14 protein-coding genes are annotated in these 22,895 nt (G+C 52.4%); 6 read left to right on the top strand and 8 right to left on the bottom strand.

Annotated elements, in window-relative coordinates:
- Positions 1–773 precede the first annotated feature (773 nt).
- From DS878_RS02390 to DS878_RS02405, 4 genes are all read right to left on the bottom strand, one after another.
- Positions 774–3,683, bottom strand: coding sequence for a transglutaminase-like domain-containing protein (locus DS878_RS02390; RefSeq protein WP_113814359.1), 2,910 nt, complete (start codon positions 3,681–3,683; stop codon positions 774–776).
- Between the two features lie 21 nt (positions 3,684–3,704).
- A complete protein-coding gene (locus DS878_RS02395) occupies positions 3,705–7,964 on the bottom strand; it encodes a putative Ig domain-containing protein (protein WP_113814360.1) in 4,260 nt (1,419 codons plus the stop codon).
- Positions 7,965–8,033: 69 nt separating this feature from the next.
- Positions 8,034–8,720, bottom strand: a complete 687-nt coding sequence (locus DS878_RS02400; RefSeq protein WP_113814361.1) for a PEP-CTERM sorting domain-containing protein — start codon at positions 8,718–8,720, stop codon at positions 8,034–8,036.
- A 192-nt stretch (positions 8,721–8,912) separates the two neighbouring features.
- Positions 8,913–10,577: a choice-of-anchor I family protein gene (locus tag DS878_RS02405; protein WP_113814362.1), complete on the bottom strand. Its 1,665-nt coding sequence runs from the start codon at positions 10,575–10,577 to the stop codon at positions 8,913–8,915.
- Between the two features lie 447 nt (positions 10,578–11,024).
- On the opposite strand from DS878_RS02405, the gene rnk reads away from it, so the two are divergent.
- Positions 11,025–11,408, top strand: a complete 384-nt coding sequence (gene rnk, locus DS878_RS02415; RefSeq protein WP_113814364.1) for a nucleoside diphosphate kinase regulator — start codon at positions 11,025–11,027, stop codon at positions 11,406–11,408.
- Between the two features lie 54 nt (positions 11,409–11,462).
- Here rnk and DS878_RS02420 read toward each other — a convergent pair whose 3' ends face one another.
- Positions 11,463–13,076 carry a methyl-accepting chemotaxis protein gene (locus DS878_RS02420; RefSeq protein ID WP_113814365.1) on the bottom strand — a complete coding sequence of 538 codons (1,614 nt, stop codon included), beginning with the start codon at positions 13,074–13,076 and terminating at the stop codon, positions 11,463–11,465.
- Positions 13,077–13,269: 193 nt separating this feature from the next.
- On the opposite strand from DS878_RS02420, the gene DS878_RS02425 reads away from it, so the two are divergent.
- Positions 13,270–13,932, top strand: coding sequence for a hypothetical protein (locus tag DS878_RS02425; protein ID WP_113814397.1), 663 nt, complete (start codon positions 13,270–13,272; stop codon positions 13,930–13,932).
- Positions 13,933–13,935: 3 nt separating this feature from the next.
- Here DS878_RS02425 and DS878_RS02430 read toward each other — a convergent pair whose 3' ends face one another.
- Both DS878_RS02430 and DS878_RS02435 read right to left on the bottom strand, forming a co-directional pair.
- The gene (locus DS878_RS02430; RefSeq protein WP_113814366.1) at positions 13,936–14,559 is read right to left on the bottom strand and encodes an L-threonylcarbamoyladenylate synthase; all 624 of its coding nucleotides are present in this window, start codon (positions 14,557–14,559) and stop codon (positions 13,936–13,938) included.
- A complete protein-coding gene (locus DS878_RS02435) occupies positions 14,556–14,927 on the bottom strand; it encodes a BolA family protein (RefSeq protein WP_113814367.1) in 372 nt (123 codons plus the stop codon). Before DS878_RS02435 ends, DS878_RS02430 begins: the two co-directional genes overlap by 4 nt.
- Before the next feature lie 164 nt (positions 14,928–15,091).
- Here DS878_RS02435 and DS878_RS02440 point away from each other — a divergent pair, with 164 nt between their 5' ends.
- From DS878_RS02440 to DS878_RS02455, 4 genes are all read left to right on the top strand, one after another.
- Positions 15,092–17,254 (top strand): DNA topoisomerase 3, encoded by a 2,163-nt coding sequence (locus DS878_RS02440; protein ID WP_113814368.1) that lies wholly within the window; start codon positions 15,092–15,094, stop codon positions 17,252–17,254.
- A gap of 114 nt (positions 17,255–17,368) precedes the next feature.
- Positions 17,369–18,121, top strand: a complete 753-nt coding sequence (locus tag DS878_RS02445) for a response regulator transcription factor (protein ID WP_113814369.1) — start codon at positions 17,369–17,371, stop codon at positions 18,119–18,121.
- A complete protein-coding gene (locus DS878_RS02450; protein WP_113814370.1) occupies positions 18,114–19,751 on the top strand; it encodes a FecR domain-containing protein in 1,638 nt (545 codons plus the stop codon). The genes DS878_RS02445 and DS878_RS02450 overlap by 8 nt, the downstream gene beginning before the upstream one ends.
- 33 nt (positions 19,752–19,784) lie before the next feature.
- A complete protein-coding gene (locus tag DS878_RS02455) occupies positions 19,785–22,352 on the top strand; it encodes a CHASE2 domain-containing protein (RefSeq protein ID WP_113814371.1) in 2,568 nt (855 codons plus the stop codon).
- Between the two features lie 37 nt (positions 22,353–22,389).
- Here the strand turns inward: DS878_RS02455 and DS878_RS15575 are convergent, their stop codons facing one another.
- On the bottom strand, positions 22,390–22,836 hold the full coding sequence (locus tag DS878_RS15575) for a fibronectin type III domain-containing protein (RefSeq protein ID WP_261977560.1): 447 nt from the start codon (positions 22,834–22,836) through the stop codon (positions 22,390–22,392).
- Positions 22,837–22,895 lie beyond the last annotated feature (59 nt).

Consider the following 22,895-nt stretch of genomic DNA (forward strand, 5'->3'; position numbering starts at 1 on the left):
AAAGGCCATCAGGCGAGCCGCGCGCAGACTGCATAATCAGCCAAAAATATCGCACACCGGAAGAGGCATTCTGGGGCGAAGACTAAGGAGCTTTGAACACAAGCGGTGTTTTATCTATTACTTCAATTTAACCGATAAAAAAATCAATACCAAAAAAGTCCGAAAATTTCCATATCGCTATCATTAATATCGCACTCACTAACGAACAAATTGCAACATACATTAAAAAAGCAGCAGGGCTATTCTGGTAGTGTATAGGTTGCGAAGACCAAGGAATGAACTTACCAGTCAAAAGCGACGAAGCAATTATCACCATTAGCAACATAAGGAAAATTATGGCTATAGCAAAAGGCCACACTATATAGCCCTTCCAAATAAAATAGCAAAGACCGCTATTGCAATATAGGCGGACAACCCCAAATAAAAGCTCGCTCGCTCAGAGTCACGCTCAACCATCCGCCCCCCGAGAAACAACCTCCCCGATATGACTGCCCACAGACAACACACAACAAGGCACAATGATAAAAGATATAGTAACCGTTCCATAATTTTCCTTTTATCTACATTTGCCGGCAAAAGAGGCTGGTCCTAACGCACCGAAAAAGTGACTCTGCATTCTATTCAGTGGAACCAAGCCTTACTTTTAACTGACGGGCTTTAGCTGTATCCCTTTCCAAAGTCCCCTTGATAGGGCTCTAGCAAGCTATGACAAAAGACTACGACATCCGATCTACTCCGGCTCTTTCGAGTACTTCCATTCATAAGTTTCAAAATTATTTACATATCTTTCCTTCTATAAAAGAACCACTTATAGCGCCGGCAGCAAAAAAGCCAACCCAGGTTAGCAGCGCGAATGCAGCAAGCCCTCCGAAGAGCAAGCCAAGAACTGCAGCACCGAATACTAGACCAACATACAATTCCGCCGCTCCACTATTACTACAATTAGTCCCATCAATACTCGAACTAAACTCCAAAAATCCATTAAGTGCGAGCACCAAAGAGATAACTCCTGACAACAATACAAGTAATCCTACACTCGCCAGAATACCAACCAAGCCGCCGCCTATTCCCAAAAGCGTCAAGAGATTAGCGGTATCGTCGTCCAAAAATCCACCACTAACCCCGCCACTTATTTTATAGGCTCCCACTCCACGCTCAGGATCAATAATGGAATACCCGCTCCCCTCCCAGCCATTCACATTGATCGGCTGGGCGTGAGCCGTGACCTCATAACCTCGCTGCAAGGCCGACTGTATTTCAGAGCGGGCCTCTGAGTCGATCGTGATCTGACTGAGACTGGAGGCATTTTCAGACGTCAGGGTATAAATCCGCTGCCCCTGGGCCATGGCAAGCGAAAGTGCCTTGGCGGTCGATACGCCCTCTGCAGGTTCGTCTTCTGTAGAGAACAAGCGCTCAGGGATCAGGTGCTCATAGGCGCTGGAACGCATGCCTGAGCTGCGGTTGAACGCCACCCAGTCCTCATAACAGTTATCCACAGATTCCGTATTTGATGAAATCCGGTCTACATCCATAACCACGCCACTGAACAGAACATTTCTTGGTGAACCAAAGAAATAGGACACATTCATTTGGGTGGAAAAGGTTCCGTAGCTGGGGCTTCGGTTATACACAACACCCGATGCCATAGCAGCGATTTTGTCCATAGCATAGATTTCTGCCAGGTAACCCTGAATGCCGGACTGAAGAATGCCGCCCACGAGATCATGCTTGGTCAGGCCACTGTAGTTCTCAGCCTCTAACTTGTTTTTTACGCTTTCCAGCTGCGCTTGCAGCGACATCAGCTGTGTCGGGCTGATTCCCTGCATATCTATACCGACAGCCTGATACTGACCAGCAACGAGGTTATTCTCGCTGTAATCCCAGCTGCGTTCTGGTGCTTCAAAGCCCAGGCGCACCATCAGGGACTGACCCAGGCTCACCGACGAGGTGGTTGCTACGACATCGCCATCAACTGTTATCTCACCAATCATATTGATGGTGTTAGCCGGCAACTGGGATGGAAGGTCCTCAACCGTCTCCGGGTTCTCCGGCAGATAACTTTCCAGTGTTTGCTGATCAAGTTCGGTAGCTGGCCTGAAACTGATCGCCAAAGACTTGCCAACAAGCTCTGGAGTCAGGCGATCCAGCTCTGCTGCAGTCCCTGCCCACTGCACAGGTATACCCAAAATGCCTCCGGTAGCATTCCCGATCTGCAGGCGAAAACGATAGTAAAGCGACTCTGGAAGGTTGGGGATCACAGCACTGGCACGCACACGATTGAATGGCAATACCACGTCTTCGATTACGCTGGCACCTTCAGGAACAATCTGTTGAGTTCCCAGTACGTCACCAAGCGTGGTGTCATCGCCAGTCGCGCCGATGAAGGATTCGACCGAAGCCTGATAAGCGTCCAGTTCGTTCTGGACGACAAGAGGGTCCATCCCCTGCACCCAGCCTTCCGCTTCATTCACGGTCGCTGAGGCTTTTACATTGTTCAGGAACGCTTCCGCGTCCAAGGGAAGCTCATTCCGGACATCCATCCCTTCAGTGAAGGTATGCTCTTTAAAGCTGGGATCCAGACCTACCCATTCGCCGTCGATCCAGGCTTCAACCCAAACGTGCTCCATCTCCACTTCTTCGGAGGCTCCGCCATAGGAGAACTGCTGCTGCGGAATACCTCCCTGGCTGAGAATATTTGTTGCCGCATCAATATTGGAAACACCTCCCACCCAGTTCCGGGCAGCTTCTGCAGATATCGCCACAGTGCCGTAGCTGAACCGTGCCGGGATGCCGGCTTCCCGGTAGAGCGCAATCAGAGTGCTGGCTGTATCAAAGGCGTTACCCTGCTCACTCTGAATGGTGTAATCAGCACCCTGCATCACGCCGTAGCTTGGCACGAAACGGATGGTGTCATGCACCCAGGTGTATAGCGCTAACGGATCGGGGCCCAGCTCTGTGACGATATCCCTGATACGATCACTGGTGGCTGTTGCGCTGTCTGTTTCCAGATAGTCACTCAGGTCCCATGCAGGTTCGCCGTTAACCCCAAGCAAACCTTCGATAGCCGACTGACTGGTGTACAGGCTCCGCGGAGCCGGCGAGACAAAATCCAGATCTCCGCTGAAACTTTGTTGCGGGTTACGTACAGGGTACTGTAAGTGAGATTGAAGAGTCCTCAGCGTGTTGAGCAACTCTTCAGTGTCTCTCTCACTATCGTCCCAGCGAGCGAGCTTTTCGAGGCCCAGTTCAATACTATCCGCGTGATTCCTGTAGTTCTGCTCAAACTGCTCGTGCCGGGCCAGAATCTCGTCGGGCAGACCACGCTCTATAAGCGACTGGCGCTCTGCATAAAGCTCTTCCCTTACCCGTTCATCTCTCTCGTGAAATACCTTTGCAAGATCTTCTATATTGCCAAGCTGTGCCGGAATCTGGTCCATCCGTTCTTTGGCAACCACCTGGCTTAACGAACTGACTTTTTGTCCAAGCTTCTCTATCGTCTCACCAATCGGGTTTATAAAGGCGAGTGAATTTTGCGACGGGTTTGACTGCCGTTCCACTTCATTTAACGTTGCAAGGACAGCCGGCGAATAGAAAGTGAACGAGAAAAAGAACAGCACCAGTGCACTGACTAAACGCTTGAAACGCACAGAAAACATAGCCTCAGTTCTAAAATCTGAAAACATTATCTCTCTCCCTGAGTTCTCTTAGCCGCCACACGCTTGAGATTGCGCTGAGCACTGGATTCGATTTAGCTTTTTGGGGGCTGCCAGCACCTGAATATCCCAGCTGACTTCAGCAGTTCGGCCGAAGACATCCTGTAATTCCAATGTGACGCTTTTCACGCAATCCCCCTCACTCGGAGTCCAACTGATCGTGGGTGTGCCTTGTTCATCACTGAGCACCATTCCGTCCGGAGCCGAGACAATTTTCACATCGGCCGTATAACCATCTGCATCAATTGCAATAACCTGGTACACATAAGGCTTTCCAACTTCAGCGACATCCTTGGGCTTATTACCCAACCGGGGTGGTGCAACGTCACCACCGATCATGACTATGTATGTCTTGCCCACAGTCGCTTTCGAATCGGTAACGGTCACGATGAACTCCTGAGAACCGGCCTGGTAAGTTGTCGGTGTCCATGAAAGTGCACCCGTAACAGCATCAAGGGACATTCCTTCAGGGCCAGATACCAGACTCCAGCTCAGTGAATCTCCATCCTCATCCGAGGCCTGGAAAGTATGCAGGTAAGGCTCGCCAACAAGTCCACTTACCGGTGGATTGCTCTCGATAACAGGGGCTGCATTCTTTTCAATAACCGTTAGAGTGAAACTCTGTGTAACGGACGCACCGGCACTGTCCTCAACCCGGATCGCTACAGGATGGCTTCCAATCTGGCTGGCCAACGGCTGCCACTGCACTTCGCCTGTAGACTCATCAATGGTCATACCGCCTGGAGCTGTGACAAGTGCGTAAGTAAGTGGCAGGCCCTCAGGGTCTGTAGCAACAACGGCATACAGATATACTTCACCAACCACTGCTGGCGACAAGGGTGAACTCACAATTGAAGGGGCGGCGTTGCTGCCGGTAACTTCAAGCATAAATGATTGAGTGGCACTCCCACCCTTGCCGTCAGTCACGCTGATGGTCACGCCATGAGCCCCCACCTGCTCTGTTGTAGGTGTCCAGCTGACCTGTCCCGCAGAACTGATGACCATCCCGACTGGCGCCTGAGTGAGACTGTAGGTCAGGCTATCACCATCAGCATCCGTAGCTGAGACAGTGTAGTAATAAGGCTGACCTGCCCTCGTAGCGGTAGACGGAATGCTCTCAATAACCGGGCTCTGGTTTCCTGTAGTTACCTGGAGGCTGAAATCCTGAATGTCCGATGCTCCATCCTGATCAACAACCTGAATCGTGATGCGGTTTGCGCCCACATCACTTGCCTCTGGCATCCAGGTTATGAGACCACCTGAGCTCATGGACAGCCCTGAGGGGCCCTCTATCAGCCGATATTCCAGGTCTGCTCCGCTGTCGTCGGTTGCAACAACCTGATATTCAAAAGATTGGCCGACACTCACAGTGAGCGACGGAGTTGAAATGATCTCAGGTGCCCGGTTTGCGTTGATAACATTCAACACATAGTCCACCTGGTCGTAGAGCCCGTGAGAGTCAGTCACCCTCACACTTATCGGGTTTTCACCAACCTGAGCAGAGACAGGCAGCCAGGCAATTTCGCCACTGGCAGGATCAATCTGCAGATTAGAAGGACCGGAAACCAGACTAAAAGTCAGCGTCTCGTTTTCGTTTGGATCTGTAGCGGTGAGCATAAAACTGTAACTCTGCCCTTCCGTCGCATCCGGTAACGAGTCGGTCGTGAATACCGGAGCGAAATTCTGCTCTGTAATCAGCACCTGGAAGTTCTGTGAGGAGGATGCCCCACGACTGTCCGACACAATCACGGATACAGAATGAACACCCTCCTGACCTGCAACCGGCGTCCAGGTGATTTCTCCGGTTAATGGAGAAATAATCATTCCCTCAGGGAATTCCCCTAGCGCGTACGTAAGTTCATCATCAGCATTTAAATCAGTAGCCTGCACCTGATATCGATATTCAGCAGCAACGGATCCTTCGCCAACAGGCTCGCTGCTTATGACAGGCAGATGATTTCTTTCCCGTACACTTACTTCGAAGCTTTGGGTATCAATTTCTCCCGCAGCATCGGCCACCCTTATGGTGACTACCTGAACCCCGGCCTGCCCGTCCTGGGGTATCCAGGACACAAGCCCGCTACTGGAGTCCAGTTCCATACCTGCAGGACCATTGATTAACTGGTAAGACAGGATGTCACCAAAATCAGGATCTATCGCCTGCACCTGATAACTATAGGATTCGCGCTCTGTGGCGCTGGTTTCCGGATTACTGACAATACGGGGAGCCTGGTTAACGTTCGTCACGCTGATGGTGAATACCTGCTCGTCAAATTCCCCTTGTATATCGGAAACCCTGACAACTACTGTTTGCTCCCCGACCTGAGCATTAACCGGCGTCCACTGAATATTGCCAGTGGCATCGATAACCATACCGCTCGGAGCTACCTGCAAATTGAATTCAATAGTGTCTCGACTGTCCGGATCTGTCGCCTCAACCAGGTACTGATACAGCTCCCCCTCTACCGCGCTTACAATCGGCGTGGAATGTATCTCAGGAGGACGGTTCGAAGCGTTGAGCCTTCGGGCAGACGGCGTGGCACTCACTTCTCTCGACCGGCAGGTCGGGCGTCCATCCGTGCCCAGTTCACTCACGGCGTAGTAGTAGGTTGTATTCAGCTCAAGACCAGTGTCCAGATATGTAGAGTAGCGATTGTCTGTGGTGGCAATCTGCGTGTATGGCCCGCCTTGCTGCTCACTTCTGTATATTGCATAGGCAGGAGCCCCGGAATCGCTCCAGGTAAGCTGGACTTTTGTCATTTTCGCCCGTGCGGCGAGGTCAGTCAGGCAGTTGCATGCAGCATCCGACGCATCGCGTATCCGAACCTGAGTAACCGAGATATCAGACAAATTCGGTTGCCCACTGCTTGGGAATGCGTTTGCAGTATTATCCGTTGCTTTCAGCCGGATCAGGTAATCCCCTGTACCCATTCCTGCAAACTGATCAGTAACGTCTATCCGTTCACCACTGGCATCGTCAAAAACAAGATCATTATCTAGATCCCACTCCCACGCAGTGAGTTTATCGGCTGGTTGATTCGGCTCGCTAAGCCCGTCATCAGGGTTTACTGAGCCAGAACCATCAACATACCAGGGCTGGGTTTGTGGACAGAATAAATAGGGACCGCCTGCGTTCGCAGTTGGTTGTAAGGGAGGTGTATCTACATCGATAATCACGCGGGCGGTTTCAACCAGTGGTGTCTGGCTATCATCGGTTACACGAAGCGTAACCGGGTATTGCCCGAGTTCAGGAAAGCTGGTTGTTAAAACCGGCCCTTCAGCATCATAGATGCCGTCATCATCGAGATCCCATTCCCAGCGGACGATTGAGCTGCCATCATTCTGATGAAACGAGCCTGTTCCATCCAGGGTAATAACCTCACCTGCTACCGCAGGATTGGGAGTAGCCTGAACAACTGCGACCAGGTCACCCGTAGGTCTCTGGCTAAGGATCTCTTCTACTTTGATATCAAGCAAAGCCCGGGTAAAGGACTCCGCATTTGTCCCACCCGAACGCAGAAAATTGAGGTCCCATGCAGCCCCTCCACTCTCCATCGCCAAGTCAACATAGTGGGCAATGGTATTGCCAGAACCTGACCGTGCAGACGCTCCTTCACAGGTGGTGAACCCACCGTTCCCATCTGCAACATAGCCGGTTCCTAGACTATCCACCCCCAGAGCACTTGTTCCATCGGCACACAGGACCCGGGCATTAATAACAGCGTTCAACAGAGCGCGGTTCTCGCTGAGTTTGTCCCTGACCGTCTGATAGGTTATTGAACTTGCAGTGTTGTCTCTGTCTTCATCGGTCGCCAGAATGATGTTAACTGCGGCGCCGTTACGCTTGGGGTATTCGTCCAGTGCGTATTCAATACCCCTCCACCCATCTTCCGTACCACCGCTTGTTACCAGGCCCGCCGTCGCATCGACAAATGCTGAGGCTGAACCCAGTTTTTCACCACCTACAAGCAATGAACGTGGTACAACGCTTGAACTACCGTACCCGACCAGTCCGTAAAGATTCTCGAGCGCCTCATTGCCAATGCCGTACTGCTTCAGGTTTTCGTCAAGGAGCGGAATCATTTCACCGATCCAGCGTTGCTCACCAGACATCGATCCGGACTCATCGATCACCACCAATACGTCAGCCGCTAACGGAGCCTGACTGGCCATTGCATGGGGAGAGGACAAAAGGTGTGAACCAGCCAAAAGCACGCCAGTGAAATAAGCGAGGCAAAAGCTCCGTTTCATGTTAATCCCTTGTTCTATATCTTTCTGAAATTAGTCGATCTGCATAATTCTGGTTCCCACCAGAAACAACTACCTGGGAAACCGGGAAAAAGTGAGGCCGACAAGGCCAAGCAGCAGGAGAGCTAGAGAGGATGGCTCCGGCACTGAAACCGGAACGCTACTACTGATATTCAACTCGCCCCAAAAATAGATGGACTGATCAACGTCAGCGCCAAGATCGCTGTGGGAAAGGTAAAAGCCGTCTAATGGGGCAGTTTCACTGGTGAACAACGAAAGCTCTGCACTTTCATTTTCCAAAAGCTCAAAGCTCCAGCCTAAAGCGAAGGAGACATCATCTGGCGCGGACTGAGGCAGGAAATTTGCATTGCTGAGAGAGTCATCAAGAAAGTTATCGTAGATTGTGCCAAACACGAAACCTGGCTCATCAATCTGCCAGCTTTGACCTGAAACCGGGGTTCCTGTAGCACTGCCAAACTCATTGAAATAAGTATTGCTGCTCGCCGCAATTTCGAAATCGAAAAAAGCAAGCAGCGAATGAGAACCCGGGGAAGAAAATGCGAAATCCAGTGTTCCTAGTCCTGTCTCGCTATCCAGACTGCCGGAACCCGGTAAGTCGTCGCCGGCAAAATACTCGGAAACATTACCGTCAATATTAAACGCCCATTCGTTGAGCTGAATAGCTGAAGCAGAAACACCGGTTGGAAGCAAAATCACGACGAGTGAAAGGGGAATCCATCGAAAAAATGAGACTAACATCCGTACTCCTAACCTCCATGTAGTTTCAAGCTGCCTGTAATTTTAACAAAAGAAATAAAAAAATAAACAAAAAGTAATTTCTCGTTAACAACTACCAAGAACGGGCGATAGCTATAGCCCTACAAACCCCGCACACAAACCAAAACGGGCCCTCAGGGGGCCCGGTAAAGAAATGTCTGCAGAAAACCTGAATCAGTTTGCTGACAGCTCGATCACATCAATACCATACAGAGTAGTGGTTCCGCTCACTTCATTACCCACTGCAAGTACAGGTTTACCATTCGGGCTCTCACTCCCTGGGATAAAGACCATGCCTTCTGGCCCCAGGTCGCCGGCCAGTCCATTCTCGAGATCAGTCTGTGACGCGGAGAAATCCCGGTTGTTCAGGTATTGCACGAACTCAGGGTTCTGCGGATTTGTCACGTTGTACACCATGATTCCGCCGACTCGCTCAAGGCCGATGAAGGCAAAAGTCTGGCCATTAATCTGGCCTACAGTAATAGCTTCAGGCTCAGGCCCTTTGTCATCTGAACGGTCATCAAAGGAGTTTTCGTCGTTGCTGCTGTTGAAGTTGTCGGGGATCAGGCTGGCAATAATGCGTTCGAACTCACTACCACTGTCGAATACCTGAGTACCATCCGCTGACCAGATCGAAAACGAACGCGCTCCATAGGCGTAAAGTTCCTCGTACACGCAGGTGGTTTCCACGACTGCAGGATCACTTGGATCGCAGGAGCTGCCATATCCCAGCGTAGAGGTAACATTCAGACGCCCGATGCTGGCATCGTCCTGAAGCTCCGCCGCATTCGGAAATGCAGTTGCATCAAGGGTCAGATCGCCAATCCGGAATTCTTCAGTAAAGCCGTCATAATCCCGCGAATCACCCTCGTTGGCGGTGATGTAATAGGTTTTACCGTTGTAACCGTAACTTGCGATAGCATCCGGGTTGTACATCCCGAACACCGGCCAGTTACGGATATTGATACCATTATCGCGGTTGCTGGCATCCAGTTCGTTGCCAAGAATACTGTGGTTTTTGAACCCAAGCGGAATGATGGCGGTAATTTCGCCTGCAGTGATATCCAGCTCAGCTACGGCATTGTTTTCCTGAAGTGCAACCCAGGCTGTTTTGTTATCCAGGGATACAGCAATGTATTCCGGCTCCATATCCTGAGCCACACTGGCTCCCGGCCCGAATACACGTACGCCCTCAGCCATCAGAGCCGCACGATCAGTATTAAACGCGGTGAAACCGGCAGTGGTTACCGTTGCAGCGCTGGCGCCATTGGAAAGATCGATGATACTGACAGAGCCTTCCGGATCATTCTGGTAGTCATCGCTCGGCTCGCCTTCGTTAGCAACCAGGAGGGCCTTGCCATCACGGGTAAATGTAACCATGTCGGGCAAAGCGCCAACCATCACTTCACCCACTTTGTTCAGGTCAGTAGTGTTATAGAACACCACTTTTCCGTTGTCCTGCTTTACCTGCGCTTCAATGGCTACAGCCACCAGGTCACCGTATACCGCAACACTGTTTGCGGATGCACCTTCAGCCGTCGCATCGATAGTACCGAGTTTAACCGGAGTTTCCGGATCGTTGATGTCCAGAACGTCTACCGTAGAATCGTTGGCATTCACAACGAACAATCGTTGATTCACCGGGTCGTGGGCAACAATCTCCGCCGCGCTTTCATCGAACACACCGCTGGCGTAGGTACCCAGCACATTCAGTTCAATAAGCGACTGACTGATGCCAGCTGCTCCGTCAGCACCGTCAGCACCATCGTCTGTGCAGCCCGCAAGTGTGATGATAGAACCCGAAATGGCGAATGCCAGAAGAGATTTGTGAAATACCATAGCTGCCCCTAAACCTTAAATGTGTTTGCATTTCCGACACATATTAGAGCGGGATAATGACAATTCTGAGACACTTTTGAGACAGCTTTATGCCCTGCGAAACCCTGGCTCAAGGGGAGAAATAAATGCAACCACGCCCCTTCACATTTTATTTCCCGGGTTTTCTTCGCGCCCACTTGTGGAACCCGGCAAAAGCTTATAGATTGACGAAAGCGGCCGAAGTGCTGCTCTTCCTTTTTATTATCAGATACAACGCAACAGGTGAGCCTGTGAGAATGCTTTTCTCAGAGACCATTCCTTTCTACCGTTTCAGTGTCCGCAAACAGGCAGACACTGCTGGTGTGTTGTTCGCCTTTCTCTTTTCTCGCTGAATCCGCTTATAGAACGCCGGATTCGGCGTTTGAATCCAGATAGTTCATATCACAAACGCATTTTTGGGAGTTTACTATGGCTGACATGCCGCCAATACTGGTTGCTGAAGAAGATTTTAACCGCTTAACAACCCTGATCGAAAAACAGGGTGATTCAGATATTGCTGAGGGCCTGGATGACGAACTGAGCCGTGCCACTCTTGTTCCGCTCGCAGAAATGCCGGAACACGTAGTAACCATGAACTCAAAGGTTCGGTTTAAAAATGAGGATAGCGGCCAGGAACAGGAACTGACGCTGGTGTATCCCCATGAAGTGGGCAGCGGAGACGGCAAGATTTCTATTCTTGCGCCGGCAGGTTCTGCTCTGCTCGGGCTTTCGGTAGGCGATTCCATTGAGTGGCCAATCCGTGGCCGCAACAATATTCATCTCAAGATTATCAATGTTACCCGGCAGGGCTGAGTACGGGGCAATAAATGCGAGGGCGGGCCCGAAAAGGCCGCCCTGCTATCTTCCTCACTTGTTCAGGCGGAACTGCTCTATGGTTTCTCTGAGGGCCTCTGCCATCATAAGCAGCTCACCCGCAATATCCGCCGTTTCCTGCGCATCCGTTGACGTTTGCTCTGCAGAACGACTGATTTCAATTACATTCTGATTGATGGCTTCTGACACATCGCTCTGCTCATTCGCAGCGCTTTCCATCTCCTGATTGAGAGCGGTAATTTCCCGAACAGCGGAGGCGATGTTCTGTAGCTCGGATTCTACTTTCAAGATGGCTTCAACCTGATAGCCCGCCATATCCGACGCGTGGCGCATGGTAGCTACACAATCGACTACCTCGCTTTTAAGCCCGTTGATCGTTTCCCGGATTTCTTCTGTGGAAACCTGGGTGCGAGATGCCAGCGCACGAACTTCATCAGCAACTACAGAGAAGCCACGCCCCTGCTCTCCTGCTCTGGCGGCCTCTATAGCCGCATTAAGCGCAAGCAGATTCGTTTGCTCGGCGATATTGGAGATTTCTTCCAGCATGCCCGCCATCCGGCCGGTGCGCTCGTTCAGATCAGCGATTCGCCTGGCACCGCCCTGCACTTCGGTATTTAACGCTTCAATACCCTCCACTGCAGCTCTCGCAAGGCTCTCACCGCTGCTGGCTGACTCTGCGGTTTCTTCTGATTTGCGAGATGTGTGGTTGGCGTTTCCGCGCACCTGGACGGCAGAAGCAGCCATTTCCGTGGTTGCACTGGCAACCTGATCCGTATTGTCCCTCTGCGCCATCACTTCATGGCCTGTCGTGTCCGCCTTTTCTGCAATACGACGGGCTGCCTGCTCCACCTGTGCAGCGTTATCCATGACCGTATGCATGCTGTCCCGGATTTTCGCCATCATGCGGTTGAACGCCAGAGACACAGAACCGATTTCATCGTTGCGGGTCACATCCAGCTCAAGCGTAAGATCAGAGTTTCCCGAAATCTCATCCATGCTGGCCTGTAGCCGGCGCAATCTTGAAAAAACCAGGCGATTCAAAGCCAGGGCGGTAAGGAAAAACACCACAATAAAAGTAATAACCTGAATACCACCACTCGCCAGCAGCTGCTGACGCAAGCTGTCATCACTGTCAGCCAGAGAGTAGTCCACCCGGATTGCACCAAGAACATCACCTTCCTGTGCCTGATGACAACCCAGGCAATTCACACCCTGATAGTTCTCCCGGGCAATAACCGGATCAATCAGCGTATAAACGCGGCCATCATCATTACTTGAATACTGTTCAATTCGCTCCCCCGCCAGAGCCCTGTTATCAGCAGAATCACGCACCTGCTCGGCCTGGGTCCCCTTACCAAACATCCGGTTCAACTGGTCGCTGCGGATCACTCTCACATTCAGCACATCCTCCGGGGCCATCACTTTGTCCCGAAGCACATCACGGTTGCCAATCGTGCCGGTCACCATCATGGTATTCAGGCCATCAAAATAGGACTTGGCAAGGCCTTCCACATATTTGTGGCTGAACTCTTCCATATGATCACGCTGGGCGTTCGCGCTGTATAGCACGGTGAATACCAGAATAAGTGAAAACCCGGTTGCCAAAGCAGCGAGTAACAGAAAGCGGATTGAGTATTGTTTTTTCATAACCGACCGGAGTTCCTCAAAGGTTCTATTTTTTATTGACGGCATTGTGGCGATTAACTTTATAGATTTGCGTCAATTATTTACTGACACAGGTCAGAACGGAGCCTTTCCGCCAAGTGGCCCGAAATGTGCTTCTGCTGTTTAACAGAGCATTTTTTTGGCGCGCCAGTTGTTGGCCATGGAGGAAAACATCATGTCACTGCTGACTACCCTGATTCAGGCAAGCACCCGTTTTCAGCAAACACTGGAAAACCGATCAACCGCGGAAGCCGAGGGGCAGCGGGCCAAAGGGGCCTCGGGGACAGAGACAGTGCAATCTTCCAGCCCCGGTGACGACCGCTTCACGCCTTCCGGCGACTCCCTGAACGATATGGGAAAACTGAAATCGCAGAAGCTACCCCTGGCAGATTACAAGCAAACCGTGGGGCAGGATCTTGCCTTTGTAAAGGAGACCTTGCGGCACAAACTTGCCGAATACAATCTGAACCCCACTACGGCAGTCAGCGTCAATAAAAATGATAGCGGCAGGATTGAGGTGGGTGGCAAAGTGGCAGAGGAAACCCGCACCCGTATAGAAAATGACCTGAACGTGAACAAGAACTTCACAGAGGCCTTCAGCCGGCTGAGCGTAAATGAGCCAACGCTGCACTTCATGGATAATGCAATGAAGCTTAATCAGGCCTATGGCGTAAATAACTCATTGCTGGACACAATAGTCAGCGAAGACCAGCAATTCAACGGGCTACAGGACCTGGTACACCGTTACGATACCCTTCGGCGTTCAGCTCCCGTTGATCAGGTCGAAGTTGCAGTAACTCAAGGTTCCTACGCCTTCAACCTGAACACCCGTGCCTGAGCATTATGTCTCGAAAGGGGCCGGATCACCCTTGCCAACCCGGGTCACCACAGGTGCATCGCCGGTAAAGTTAACCACAGTGGTAGGCTCCATTCCGCAGAAACCGCCATCAATAATGAGATCCAGCTCATGCTCCAGCGTATCCCGGATATCGTAGGGATCAGTCATTGGCTCAGTCTCGCCCGGCAAAATCAGTGTACTACTCATAATGGGCTCGCCCAGCTCACCCAGAAGCGCCTGAGCGATCGCATTATCAGGCACCCTCACGCCAATCGTACGCCTCTTGGGGTGCAGCAACCTTCGAGGCACTTCGCTCGTAGCATCCAGAATGAACGTATAAGGCCCCGGCGTGAATGTTTTAAGCAGCCGGTACTGGGTATTGTCTACTTTCGCATAGACTCCGATATCCGAGAGGTCCCTGCACACCAGGGTAAAGTTATGCTTGTCATCCAGTTTACGAATCCGCTTGATCTTGTCAGCAGCGGGTTTTTCACCCAAATAACAGCCAAGGGCATAACCTGAATCGGTGGGGTAGACAATAACACCACCACTGCGGAGAATTTCTACAGCCTGTTTGACCAATCGCTTTTGCGGGTTTTCAGGATGAATCTGAAAAAACTGACTCATGAACGCACTCCATTCTGATTTTGGGCGTCTGAAGCCGCTGCCTGCGAATCCGCCTTCGAACCGCCGAGACAGTTGGGTGATGCAGGAGCAACCCGCCCGGAAGCTTCCCACTCCTCCGGAGAGTATAGATGCAGGGCCAGCGCATGCACGCCACCGGCCATTTCCAGCTCCTCCGAAAGCACCTTATAAATTGCCTGATGCCGCTTGACCTTCATTTGTCCGACAAATGCCGGTGACACCATAGTCACCTTGAAATGCGTCTCAGAGTCAGGGGGCACACTGTGCATATGGCTTTCATTTTCCACCTCAAGAATGCTGGCATCAAACGCTTCTTTCAGCTTCGCTTCAATTGTATTCTGGATTTTCATAACGCTTTAACTCTCAATATTCGCCCGGAATTTGGTGGCGATGTCTCATAACAGCTTATACCAACAGTTTACTACAGATGAGGCAGCCTCCGAACCTTGACACCCATCTACCAAACCGCCACATTTCCCTCCGACTCCAACCCAGATAACGCCAGAACCAAACCATGCTCCTTTATATCGCCGAAAAACCAAGCCTCGGCAGAGCCATTGCCGCTGCTCTTCCAGCTCCTCACCAAAAGGGCCAGGGCTGGATCCGGTGCGGCCAGGGCAATGAGGCGGTCACGGTAAGCTGGTGTATTGGCCACCTCCTGGAACCGGCTGAACCCGCCAGCTACAACCCGGCCTGGAAAGCCTGGCGCCAGCACGACCTCCCAATATTCCCCGATAAGTGGCAGGTCACACCAAAAGACAATGTGCGTCAGCAGCTTAAAACACTGGAGTCCCTGATCCGGCAGGCTGATACCATAATTCACGCCGGCGACCCCGACAGAGAAGGTCAGCTACTGGTTGATGAGGTAATTCGCTATTTTGGAACCAAAGCCCCCGTAAAGCGGATACTCATTAATGACCTGACTCCGGCGGCCGTTGCCAGGGCCATACAGAACCCCAGAGACAACCTGGAGTTTCGCCGGCTTTCCCATTCTGCACTCGCCCGCCAGAGGGCAGACTGGCTCTATGGCATCAACCTCACCCGCTTTTATACGCTGAGCTACCAGCAACAGGGGCAAAAAGGGGTCTATTCCGTCGGGCGTGTTCAAACACCGGTACTGGGGTTGGTGGTAGAGCGGGACAACATCATCGAAAACTTTGAGCCCAGGCCCTACTTCCGCCTGGAAGCCCGTTTCAAAGCCCAGGAGGATGAAGCGGATCAGCAGGCATTCACCGCACGCTGGCTTCCCGATGACCAGTTTCAGGATCACCTGGACGAAGAAAACCGGCTTCTGGACAGAGCAACCGCCGAACAGATTGCTGCTGCAGTAAATAACCGGCCAGGTTCGGTTGTTGAGTCCCGGTTTCGCGATCGCCCCGAAGCTCCACCTTTGCCACTTTCATTATCTGCGCTGCAGATAGAAGCGGGCCGTCTGTTCCGCATGGGTGCAAAGGATGTGCTGGATACCGCTCAGAATCTTTACGAGCGCCACCAACTCATAACCTATCCGCGCTCCGATTGCCGATACCTGCCCGAGGGGCACTATGCCCAGCGCGAGCAGGTTACAGGAGCCATAGGCAGAATCATTCCTGCCCTTGCAGATGCCTGCAACAACGCAGATTTCAATCGCAGAACCGCCGCCTGGAACGACAAAAAGGTCGACGCCCACCATGCAATTATTCCAACCAGCCGAACCGCGCCCAACGGTAAACTCAGCGATGCTGAACTAAAAATCTATGGCCTTATCAGCCGCTATTATCTGATGCAGTTTTCAGCAGATGCCATACACCGTGAAGGCCGGCTTACCGTACGTGTAGCTGAACACAGGTTCCGCGCCACTGAAACGGCTGTACTGGAACCGGGCTGGAAAGCACTGGAACTGAAGCTCCGGGACAGCAAACAGGAAGCAGAAAAATCACCTCTGCCACGCCTGGACAAGGGTGAACCGGTATTTTGCGAAGACTGCTCCGTGAATGAGCGCAAAACCAAACCTCCACAGCACTTCACCGACGCTACATTGCTGTCGGCGATGACAAACATTGCCCGATTTGTAACCGACCCCGAGTTGCGAAAAACCCTGCGTGATACCGACGGCCTTGGAACAGAGGCCACCCGTGCGAACATTATCGACACCCTGTTCAAACGGGATTACCTGTACAGGGACAGCCGGCATATCCGGGCCACGGACAAAGGCAAGGCCCTGATCAGTGCACTACCGGAATCGGTCAGCAAACCAGACAGAACTGCGGTTTGGGAAGCAACCCTGGAGGGCGTCCGCAGAGGCGAGGACGACCCCCGTAAATTCCTGGAAACGCTAAAGGCGGAAATCCGTGAATTCATTGGCCCCACTGTCAATTCGCCATATACCGGAGCACCGACCAAAGCTCCGAACTGCCCCAAATGCCGTGCGCCCATGACGGAGCGGGATGGCAAGTTTGGCCAATTTTATGCCTGCACACGTTATCCCGATTGCCGCGGCACTCGCCCCATTGAAGATGCGATTCCGAAAGATGGTACCGACCAGAAACCCATCCCCTGCCCCCACTGTTTTTCCCCCCTGGTTAGACGAAAAGGCAAAAAAGGTTGGTTTTGGGGCTGTAGTAATTTCCCTGCCTGCCGACAAACACTTGATGACGATGACGGGAAACCTGCCACCCGTTTACGCAAGGCTACATAACGAAACTGAATACCGCTCAGCATTTTGTGACAATTAATTGATATGGCAGGACATACTGTATCGCTTACAGCGAAACAGAATCGCAACGTGACATCATTTACACCAGGAGGCGCAATGCGCATTGCTCTGCTTGAAGACCAACAGGAACAGGCGCAGCATATCCAGTCAATATTGTCTGAGCGCGGCCATCACTGCGACAGTTTTCCGACGGGACAGAGCTTTCTCAGTGCTGTACTACACCGTAGCTATGACCTGATGATTCTTGACTGGCAGATTCCTGACATGACTGGCATCGACGTTCTGAAAAGCGTCAGAGCCCAGATCAACTGGCCGATCCCTGTCCTGTTTCTGACCCAGCGCGATAGTGAATCCGATATTGTCGAAGCTCTTGACGCGGGCGCAGATGATTTTCTCGCGAAACCTGCCCGGGCCGCAGAACTGGTTGCCCGTATTAACGCCCTGGCACGTCGTGCCAATCCGAACAATGAAAAAGAAGTCCTTAAATACGGGCCCTTTGAGGTCAATACACAGCAAAGGACCATTGCCCTCCACGGTGAACAGCTTACGTTGACCGACAAAGACTTTGACCTGACCCTGTTCCTGTTTCAGAACCAGTGCCGCCTGCTCACCCGGGAAGTGCTTCTGGAACGAGTGTGGGGGCTCGCGCGGGATATCAATACCCGAACCGTAGACACACACATGAGCCGCCTGCGGCGCCGACTGGGCCTGAACCCGGAAAATGGTTTCCGCATCAAGACAATCTACCAGCGTGGCTACCGTCTGGAAGCTATGACGGCCGAAATTGTAGATGGAGACCTGGCAGGAACACCGGAAGCAAACCAGGAAGTGCAAGTACAGAATGACTGAATATCGAATATCGTATGTCACCAAAGCATGTCTGATACTGGCCCTTCTGACGCTGGGCATGCCTGCATGGGCCGAGTTGTCCATTACCCGGGGGTCAGCGACCACAGCCATAAATCCTGCCAGCAACCTGATGCCCGAGTGGACTTATACCCTGAGGTCCGGCGAGAGCTTTGCCGAAGCGGCCAATGATCTGTTGGCCAAAAGTTATAGCCCCGGCCAGTTGCTTCAATACAACTCAATTCAGAATCCCGCCACACTTGGAGAAGGCGATCGCATTCACATCCCTCTGTCCTGGCTGAAGAGACAACCCGACCCGGCGCGCGCCTCCTCGGTTTCTGGCAACGTTCAATTGATATCGGGTATCGATGGCCGGAAAAAACGTCTGACGAAGGACACGCTGATAAGGGTTGGAGATGAAGTGCTTTCTGGAACAGGCGCCGCAACCATCACCCTGGCGGATGGTTCGGAAGTCCGCCTCTCCCCGGATTCCAGGCTGATATTCAACCGCCTGACCCAGTATGGTAAGTCCGGCATGGTCGACACCCGGCTCAGACTGAGCCGGGGAGAGGTCCACACACGTGTAAAGCCGGTCATTAGTGGCGGCGCCCGCTTCGAAATTGAGACTCCATCTGCCATTGCCGCAGTGCGCGGCACCGCATTCTCACTGCAGACCGGCCCGGAAGGCACGAGCCTGCAGGTAATCGAAGGGGTGGTTGATTTCGGAGCGCCAAACCAGAATCAGCGCATTCCGGCCGGCTACAGCGCAACCGTCAGTAGCGGCAGCCACAGCACACTGAGCATACGCAAGATGCCACCGGCACCGAAAATTAACCCGCTGCCTCCGATACTCACCCAGCTACCGGCAGAGATGACCTGGCAACAAAACCCGGCAACCAGCTATCGCCTGGATATTTTTGAAACCGATAGCGGGCTTTGGGTTGAGAGCAGAAAAGTCAGTGGCAACAGCTTCAACATAAGCCGTCTGGACAACGGCCCGTACGAAATTCACCTGGCGGCTCTGGACCAGCAAGGCATGGCAGGAATGCCCGACATACTGCCAATAGAGGTAGATTTGCAAGCCAGCACAGCCAGCCTGCTGACACCGGAAAACGGAGACAGCGTGAATGACGACATGCCCGAATTCCGCTGGACACTCAACGGAAAAAATGAAGTGGCCCGGGTAGAGATTGCAGAAGACGAAGCCTTCAGGAACCTTGTAGCCACCAGCGAATGGGCACCAGAAACAACAGCCCTGCCATCGCGACCTCTGAGCCCTGGCCAGTACTACTGGCGTGTGGTTACAGAAGCCGGCGGAAATTCGGTGGCAACAACGCAACCGCGCAAACTCATCGTAAACGGAACACTCCCTCCGGTGCGCATCATCAGTATCAATTACATCGACAGCCAGGTTCGCGTGTTCTGGCAAAAGGTTGATACCGCTGTCAGCTACCGTATGCAACTGGCGGAAGAGCCAGGTTTCCGTAACGTTATCAAGGAAGCAACGCTGCCAGATACCACAGCGGCCTTGCGTCTTATTCCCGGAAGACGGTATTTTGTGCGCTTGAAAGCTCTTTCTGACGGCCCGCTACAAAGTCGCTGGGGACCAGGGAGGGAATTGTACCTGGAATAATATCTTGACCGATCAACACCTACAGCAGAACTCATGACCCGGGACAGGCCGCCTATTAAAACAACACCATGGACACTCGGCACGGCACTCCTGTTGATATTCCTGTTGGCAGAGTTAACAGCGCTGCCGCAACGTGTTGACTACTGGCTTCTTGACTCTGCAATGCTCGCCAGCGCTCCTGACGTGTCCCCCAACGTAGTCATTGTTGCGATTGATGATCTGAGCCTGGCTCAACAAGGTCGCTGGCCCTGGCCACGAAAAACCCACGCAGCGCTTATCAGGAAACTCCACCAGGCCGGTGCCGATACCATCGTATTCGACATTCTCTTCCCGGAGCCATCCCCGGACGATGCCGAGTTCCAACGGGCCATGGAGGCCCACGGCAGGGTCATTCTGCCCGTCCATATATCGCCTCCCAGCTCACGCCTGCTTCTCAGTGAACAGTTTCCTGCAAGCGACCTTATTACTGCCGCTTCAGGCCTTGGGCATGCGCACATAGAACTCGATCATGACGGAATTGCCAGGGGCCTTTATCTATTCAACGGAATGACTCGCCAACTCTGGCCAGCTCTGGGGCTCGCAGCCTCCGGTGTCAGCTCCAGGCAACCCGACTCTCAGGGTCTGCCGCCATTTGTAAATGTACGCGAAGATTATCGGATCGTTCCTCTAGCAGGCGGTGCCGGCACACTGCCGACTTATTCTTACACCGATGTCCTCAATACGCCGGCGATTGCCGAGGTGTTTGAAGGCAAAACCGTGTTTGTCGGCGCCACTGCCGCAGGGTTGGGAGACATTCTGCCAACACCCTCCACGGGGCACAGCAGGCCAATATCCGGAGTGGAGTTCCACGCCAATATATTCTCTGCGAATCAGCAAGCAAGACTCATCAGCCCTGCACCAGCATGGACAGGAATACTTCTGGCCCTCATTGCCCTGATAATACTGGCAAAGCTCTTACCCCGCATGCGCCCTGCCCGCACGCTGTTTGCGTGCATTGCGGCTGGCGCGGCAATAACCTGCCTGTGCGTCTTCACACTAACAAATCTCCAGATCTGGCTTCCGGCTGCCCATGCCCTGATCATTCCCCTGTTCGCCTTTCCCATAGCCAGCGGCCTGCGTCTGGCTATGGCTAATCAATTCCTCAACCGGCAATTGGGTGAGCTGGCTCGCAGTCCCCGGGTATCTTTACCAAATCTATCAAAACGGCCACTGACACTGCTTCTCGAACAACTCCAGGCACTGTTTCAGCCGGAGGGTTGGTTATTGATGGAAAATAACATCACCCTCGCCACCTGCAATCTTGGACCCGCCGATATTCCGGATAGCCTGAAACCCGGGCGGTGGCATAACGAGGGAAACCGGAGCTGGCTTCGACTTAACCGCGGCAACATCAGCTACACGCTTGGTCTTACATTGCCCAATGATCTGAGCATGGAAGCCACGCATCGCTACCTGTGCCGACTGAAACTTGCAGACTCTGACCCGGCAGAAGAATTGCTCGGGCCCGGCGAGAATATTTCAGCACGGATCGAACGCATCAAAGTGGCCACTGAACGGCTCAACCACATGCATGAGTTTATCCGCCGCAGCTTTGAGCGCATGCCAGATGGCATCATCGTTACCGATGAACTTGGTATCATCCGCCTTGCCAATGGCCATATTGAAGAGTGGTTCGGAGAGCCTATGCCCAGTCTGGAGGGACTCCCTCTGACCCGGCTTCTGGAAGGTCATGATCCCCGCGAAACCCCGCCCTGGCACGAAACTGTCTCGGAAACGCTCACGCTGCTGCAAAGCCGGACGGTGGATCTGCAAATCCGGGAAAAAGACTTTCTCATTCACTTCGCCCCTTTTGCCCTTCCGGACAGCACTCAATACGGCATTATTGCCAATATTTCAGACATCTCGGAACTCCGTGAACAACAGCGCCAACACCGTGAGGCAATTGACTTTATTTCCCACGATGTGCGCTCACCACTGGTGTCACAACTGGCACTGATAGAACAATTGAAACGTGACCCCACTCATATCGATCAAAACCAACTGGAACAGCTGGGACGACTGGCAAGAAGAAGTTATCACCTGGCTGAAGAGTTTGTTCAGCTTGCACGTGCCGAACAACTGACAGAAACCCGTTTTTATGAGTGCGAATTTCTGGCCATTGTTGAAAATGCCCGTGACAGCGTGAGCGAGCAGGCGCTGGAAAAACACATCCAGCTGCAGTTACAAGGTACCGAAGATCTGTGGCTAAGAGGGAATGCCGAATTACTTGAGCGCGCAGTTATTAACCTGCTTACCAACGCCGTACAATACAGCCCTGCCGGCTCAGCTGTGAGCCTGCAAGTGTTTCGCGCAGGGCATCAGGCATGTCTCACGATTGCAGATGACGGCTTTGGAATAGATCCAGAGGAACTGCCTTATCTTTTCGACCGTTACCGACGCCAGAAAAGCAGCGAACTTGCAGGTATTCACGGTACAGGCCTGGGGCTGTCGTTCGTAAAAACAGTAGTCGAGAAACACCGGGGTGAAATTTATGTGGTTTCCACCCCTGGAGAAGGCTCAACTTTTACACTGAAACTGCCCACTGTAGATCCGGTGTCATGACCACATTGGCTTACGGCGTGGATAGCCCGGACTGCAATCAGGATTTGATTTCCTTGTCCACAACTTCTGAGGGAGCACTCAAAAGGCCATTGTTATCCTGAACAAGGATAGTAAAGTACCAGACTCCGGCATCCAGCCCGGTCACTTTGTGTGTCATGTTGGCCTCCTCCTGAGCGTTGGAAATAATAACCTCCCGGTCAAGGTTATCGGCATCCTGGCCATAGCGGATGATGTACTTATCCAGCTCAGCCATTTTGATTCCTTCACCGTTTACACGGCTGTCAGGCGCACTCCAGCTCAACACTGCTGATTTCTCTTGCTCGGGAACCGCCGGCAGACTCACGGTATTCTCGGTATCGCTCGCGGCAGAACCAGAAACAGTGCCGGAACTGGCAGAGTCAGAACCACCGCCACACCCTGTAAGCAAAACTCCGAAGGCAAACGCGGCTATCCATGCCTGTGACACTTTAATGACGCGTTTCATAGTATTTTTACACCAATATATCGTCGAATTTGTTAAATCATACAAAACGCGCTCGATTA

Origin of the sequence: Marinobacter sp. F3R11 (assembly GCF_003318275.1) — a bacterium.
In the GTDB taxonomy this organism is placed as follows: Bacteria; Pseudomonadota; Gammaproteobacteria; order Pseudomonadales; family Oleiphilaceae; genus Marinobacter.

What these genes read in the sequence shown, in the direction of transcription:
- DS878_RS02390 (WP_113814359.1), bottom strand. Translation starts at nt 3,683, where the DNA reads ATGTTTTCAGATTTTAGAACTGAGGCTATGTTTTCTGTGCGTTTCAAG.
- DS878_RS02395 (WP_113814360.1), bottom strand. Translation starts at nt 7,964, where the DNA reads ATGAAACGGAGCTTTTGCCTCGCTTATTTCACTGGCGTGCTTTTGGCT.
- DS878_RS02400 (WP_113814361.1), bottom strand. Translation starts at nt 8,720, where the DNA reads ATGTTAGTCTCATTTTTTCGATGGATTCCCCTTTCACTCGTCGTGATT.
- DS878_RS02405 (WP_113814362.1), bottom strand. Translation starts at nt 10,577, where the DNA reads ATGGTATTTCACAAATCTCTTCTGGCATTCGCCATTTCGGGTTCTATC.
- rnk (WP_113814364.1), top strand. Translation starts at nt 11,025, where the DNA reads ATGGCTGACATGCCGCCAATACTGGTTGCTGAAGAAGATTTTAACCGC.
- DS878_RS02420 (WP_113814365.1), bottom strand. Translation starts at nt 13,076, where the DNA reads ATGAAAAAACAATACTCAATCCGCTTTCTGTTACTCGCTGCTTTGGCA.
- DS878_RS02425 (WP_113814397.1), top strand. Translation starts at nt 13,270, where the DNA reads ATGTCACTGCTGACTACCCTGATTCAGGCAAGCACCCGTTTTCAGCAA.
- DS878_RS02430 (WP_113814366.1), bottom strand. Translation starts at nt 14,559, where the DNA reads ATGAGTCAGTTTTTTCAGATTCATCCTGAAAACCCGCAAAAGCGATTG.
- DS878_RS02435 (WP_113814367.1), bottom strand. Translation starts at nt 14,927, where the DNA reads ATGAAAATCCAGAATACAATTGAAGCGAAGCTGAAAGAAGCGTTTGAT.
- DS878_RS02440 (WP_113814368.1), top strand. Translation starts at nt 15,092, where the DNA reads ATGCTCCTTTATATCGCCGAAAAACCAAGCCTCGGCAGAGCCATTGCC.
- DS878_RS02445 (WP_113814369.1), top strand. Translation starts at nt 17,369, where the DNA reads ATGCGCATTGCTCTGCTTGAAGACCAACAGGAACAGGCGCAGCATATC.
- DS878_RS02450 (WP_113814370.1), top strand. Translation starts at nt 18,114, where the DNA reads ATGACTGAATATCGAATATCGTATGTCACCAAAGCATGTCTGATACTG.
- DS878_RS02455 (WP_113814371.1), top strand. Translation starts at nt 19,785, where the DNA reads ATGACCCGGGACAGGCCGCCTATTAAAACAACACCATGGACACTCGGC.
- DS878_RS15575 (WP_261977560.1), bottom strand. Translation starts at nt 22,836, where the DNA reads ATGAAACGCGTCATTAAAGTGTCACAGGCATGGATAGCCGCGTTTGCC.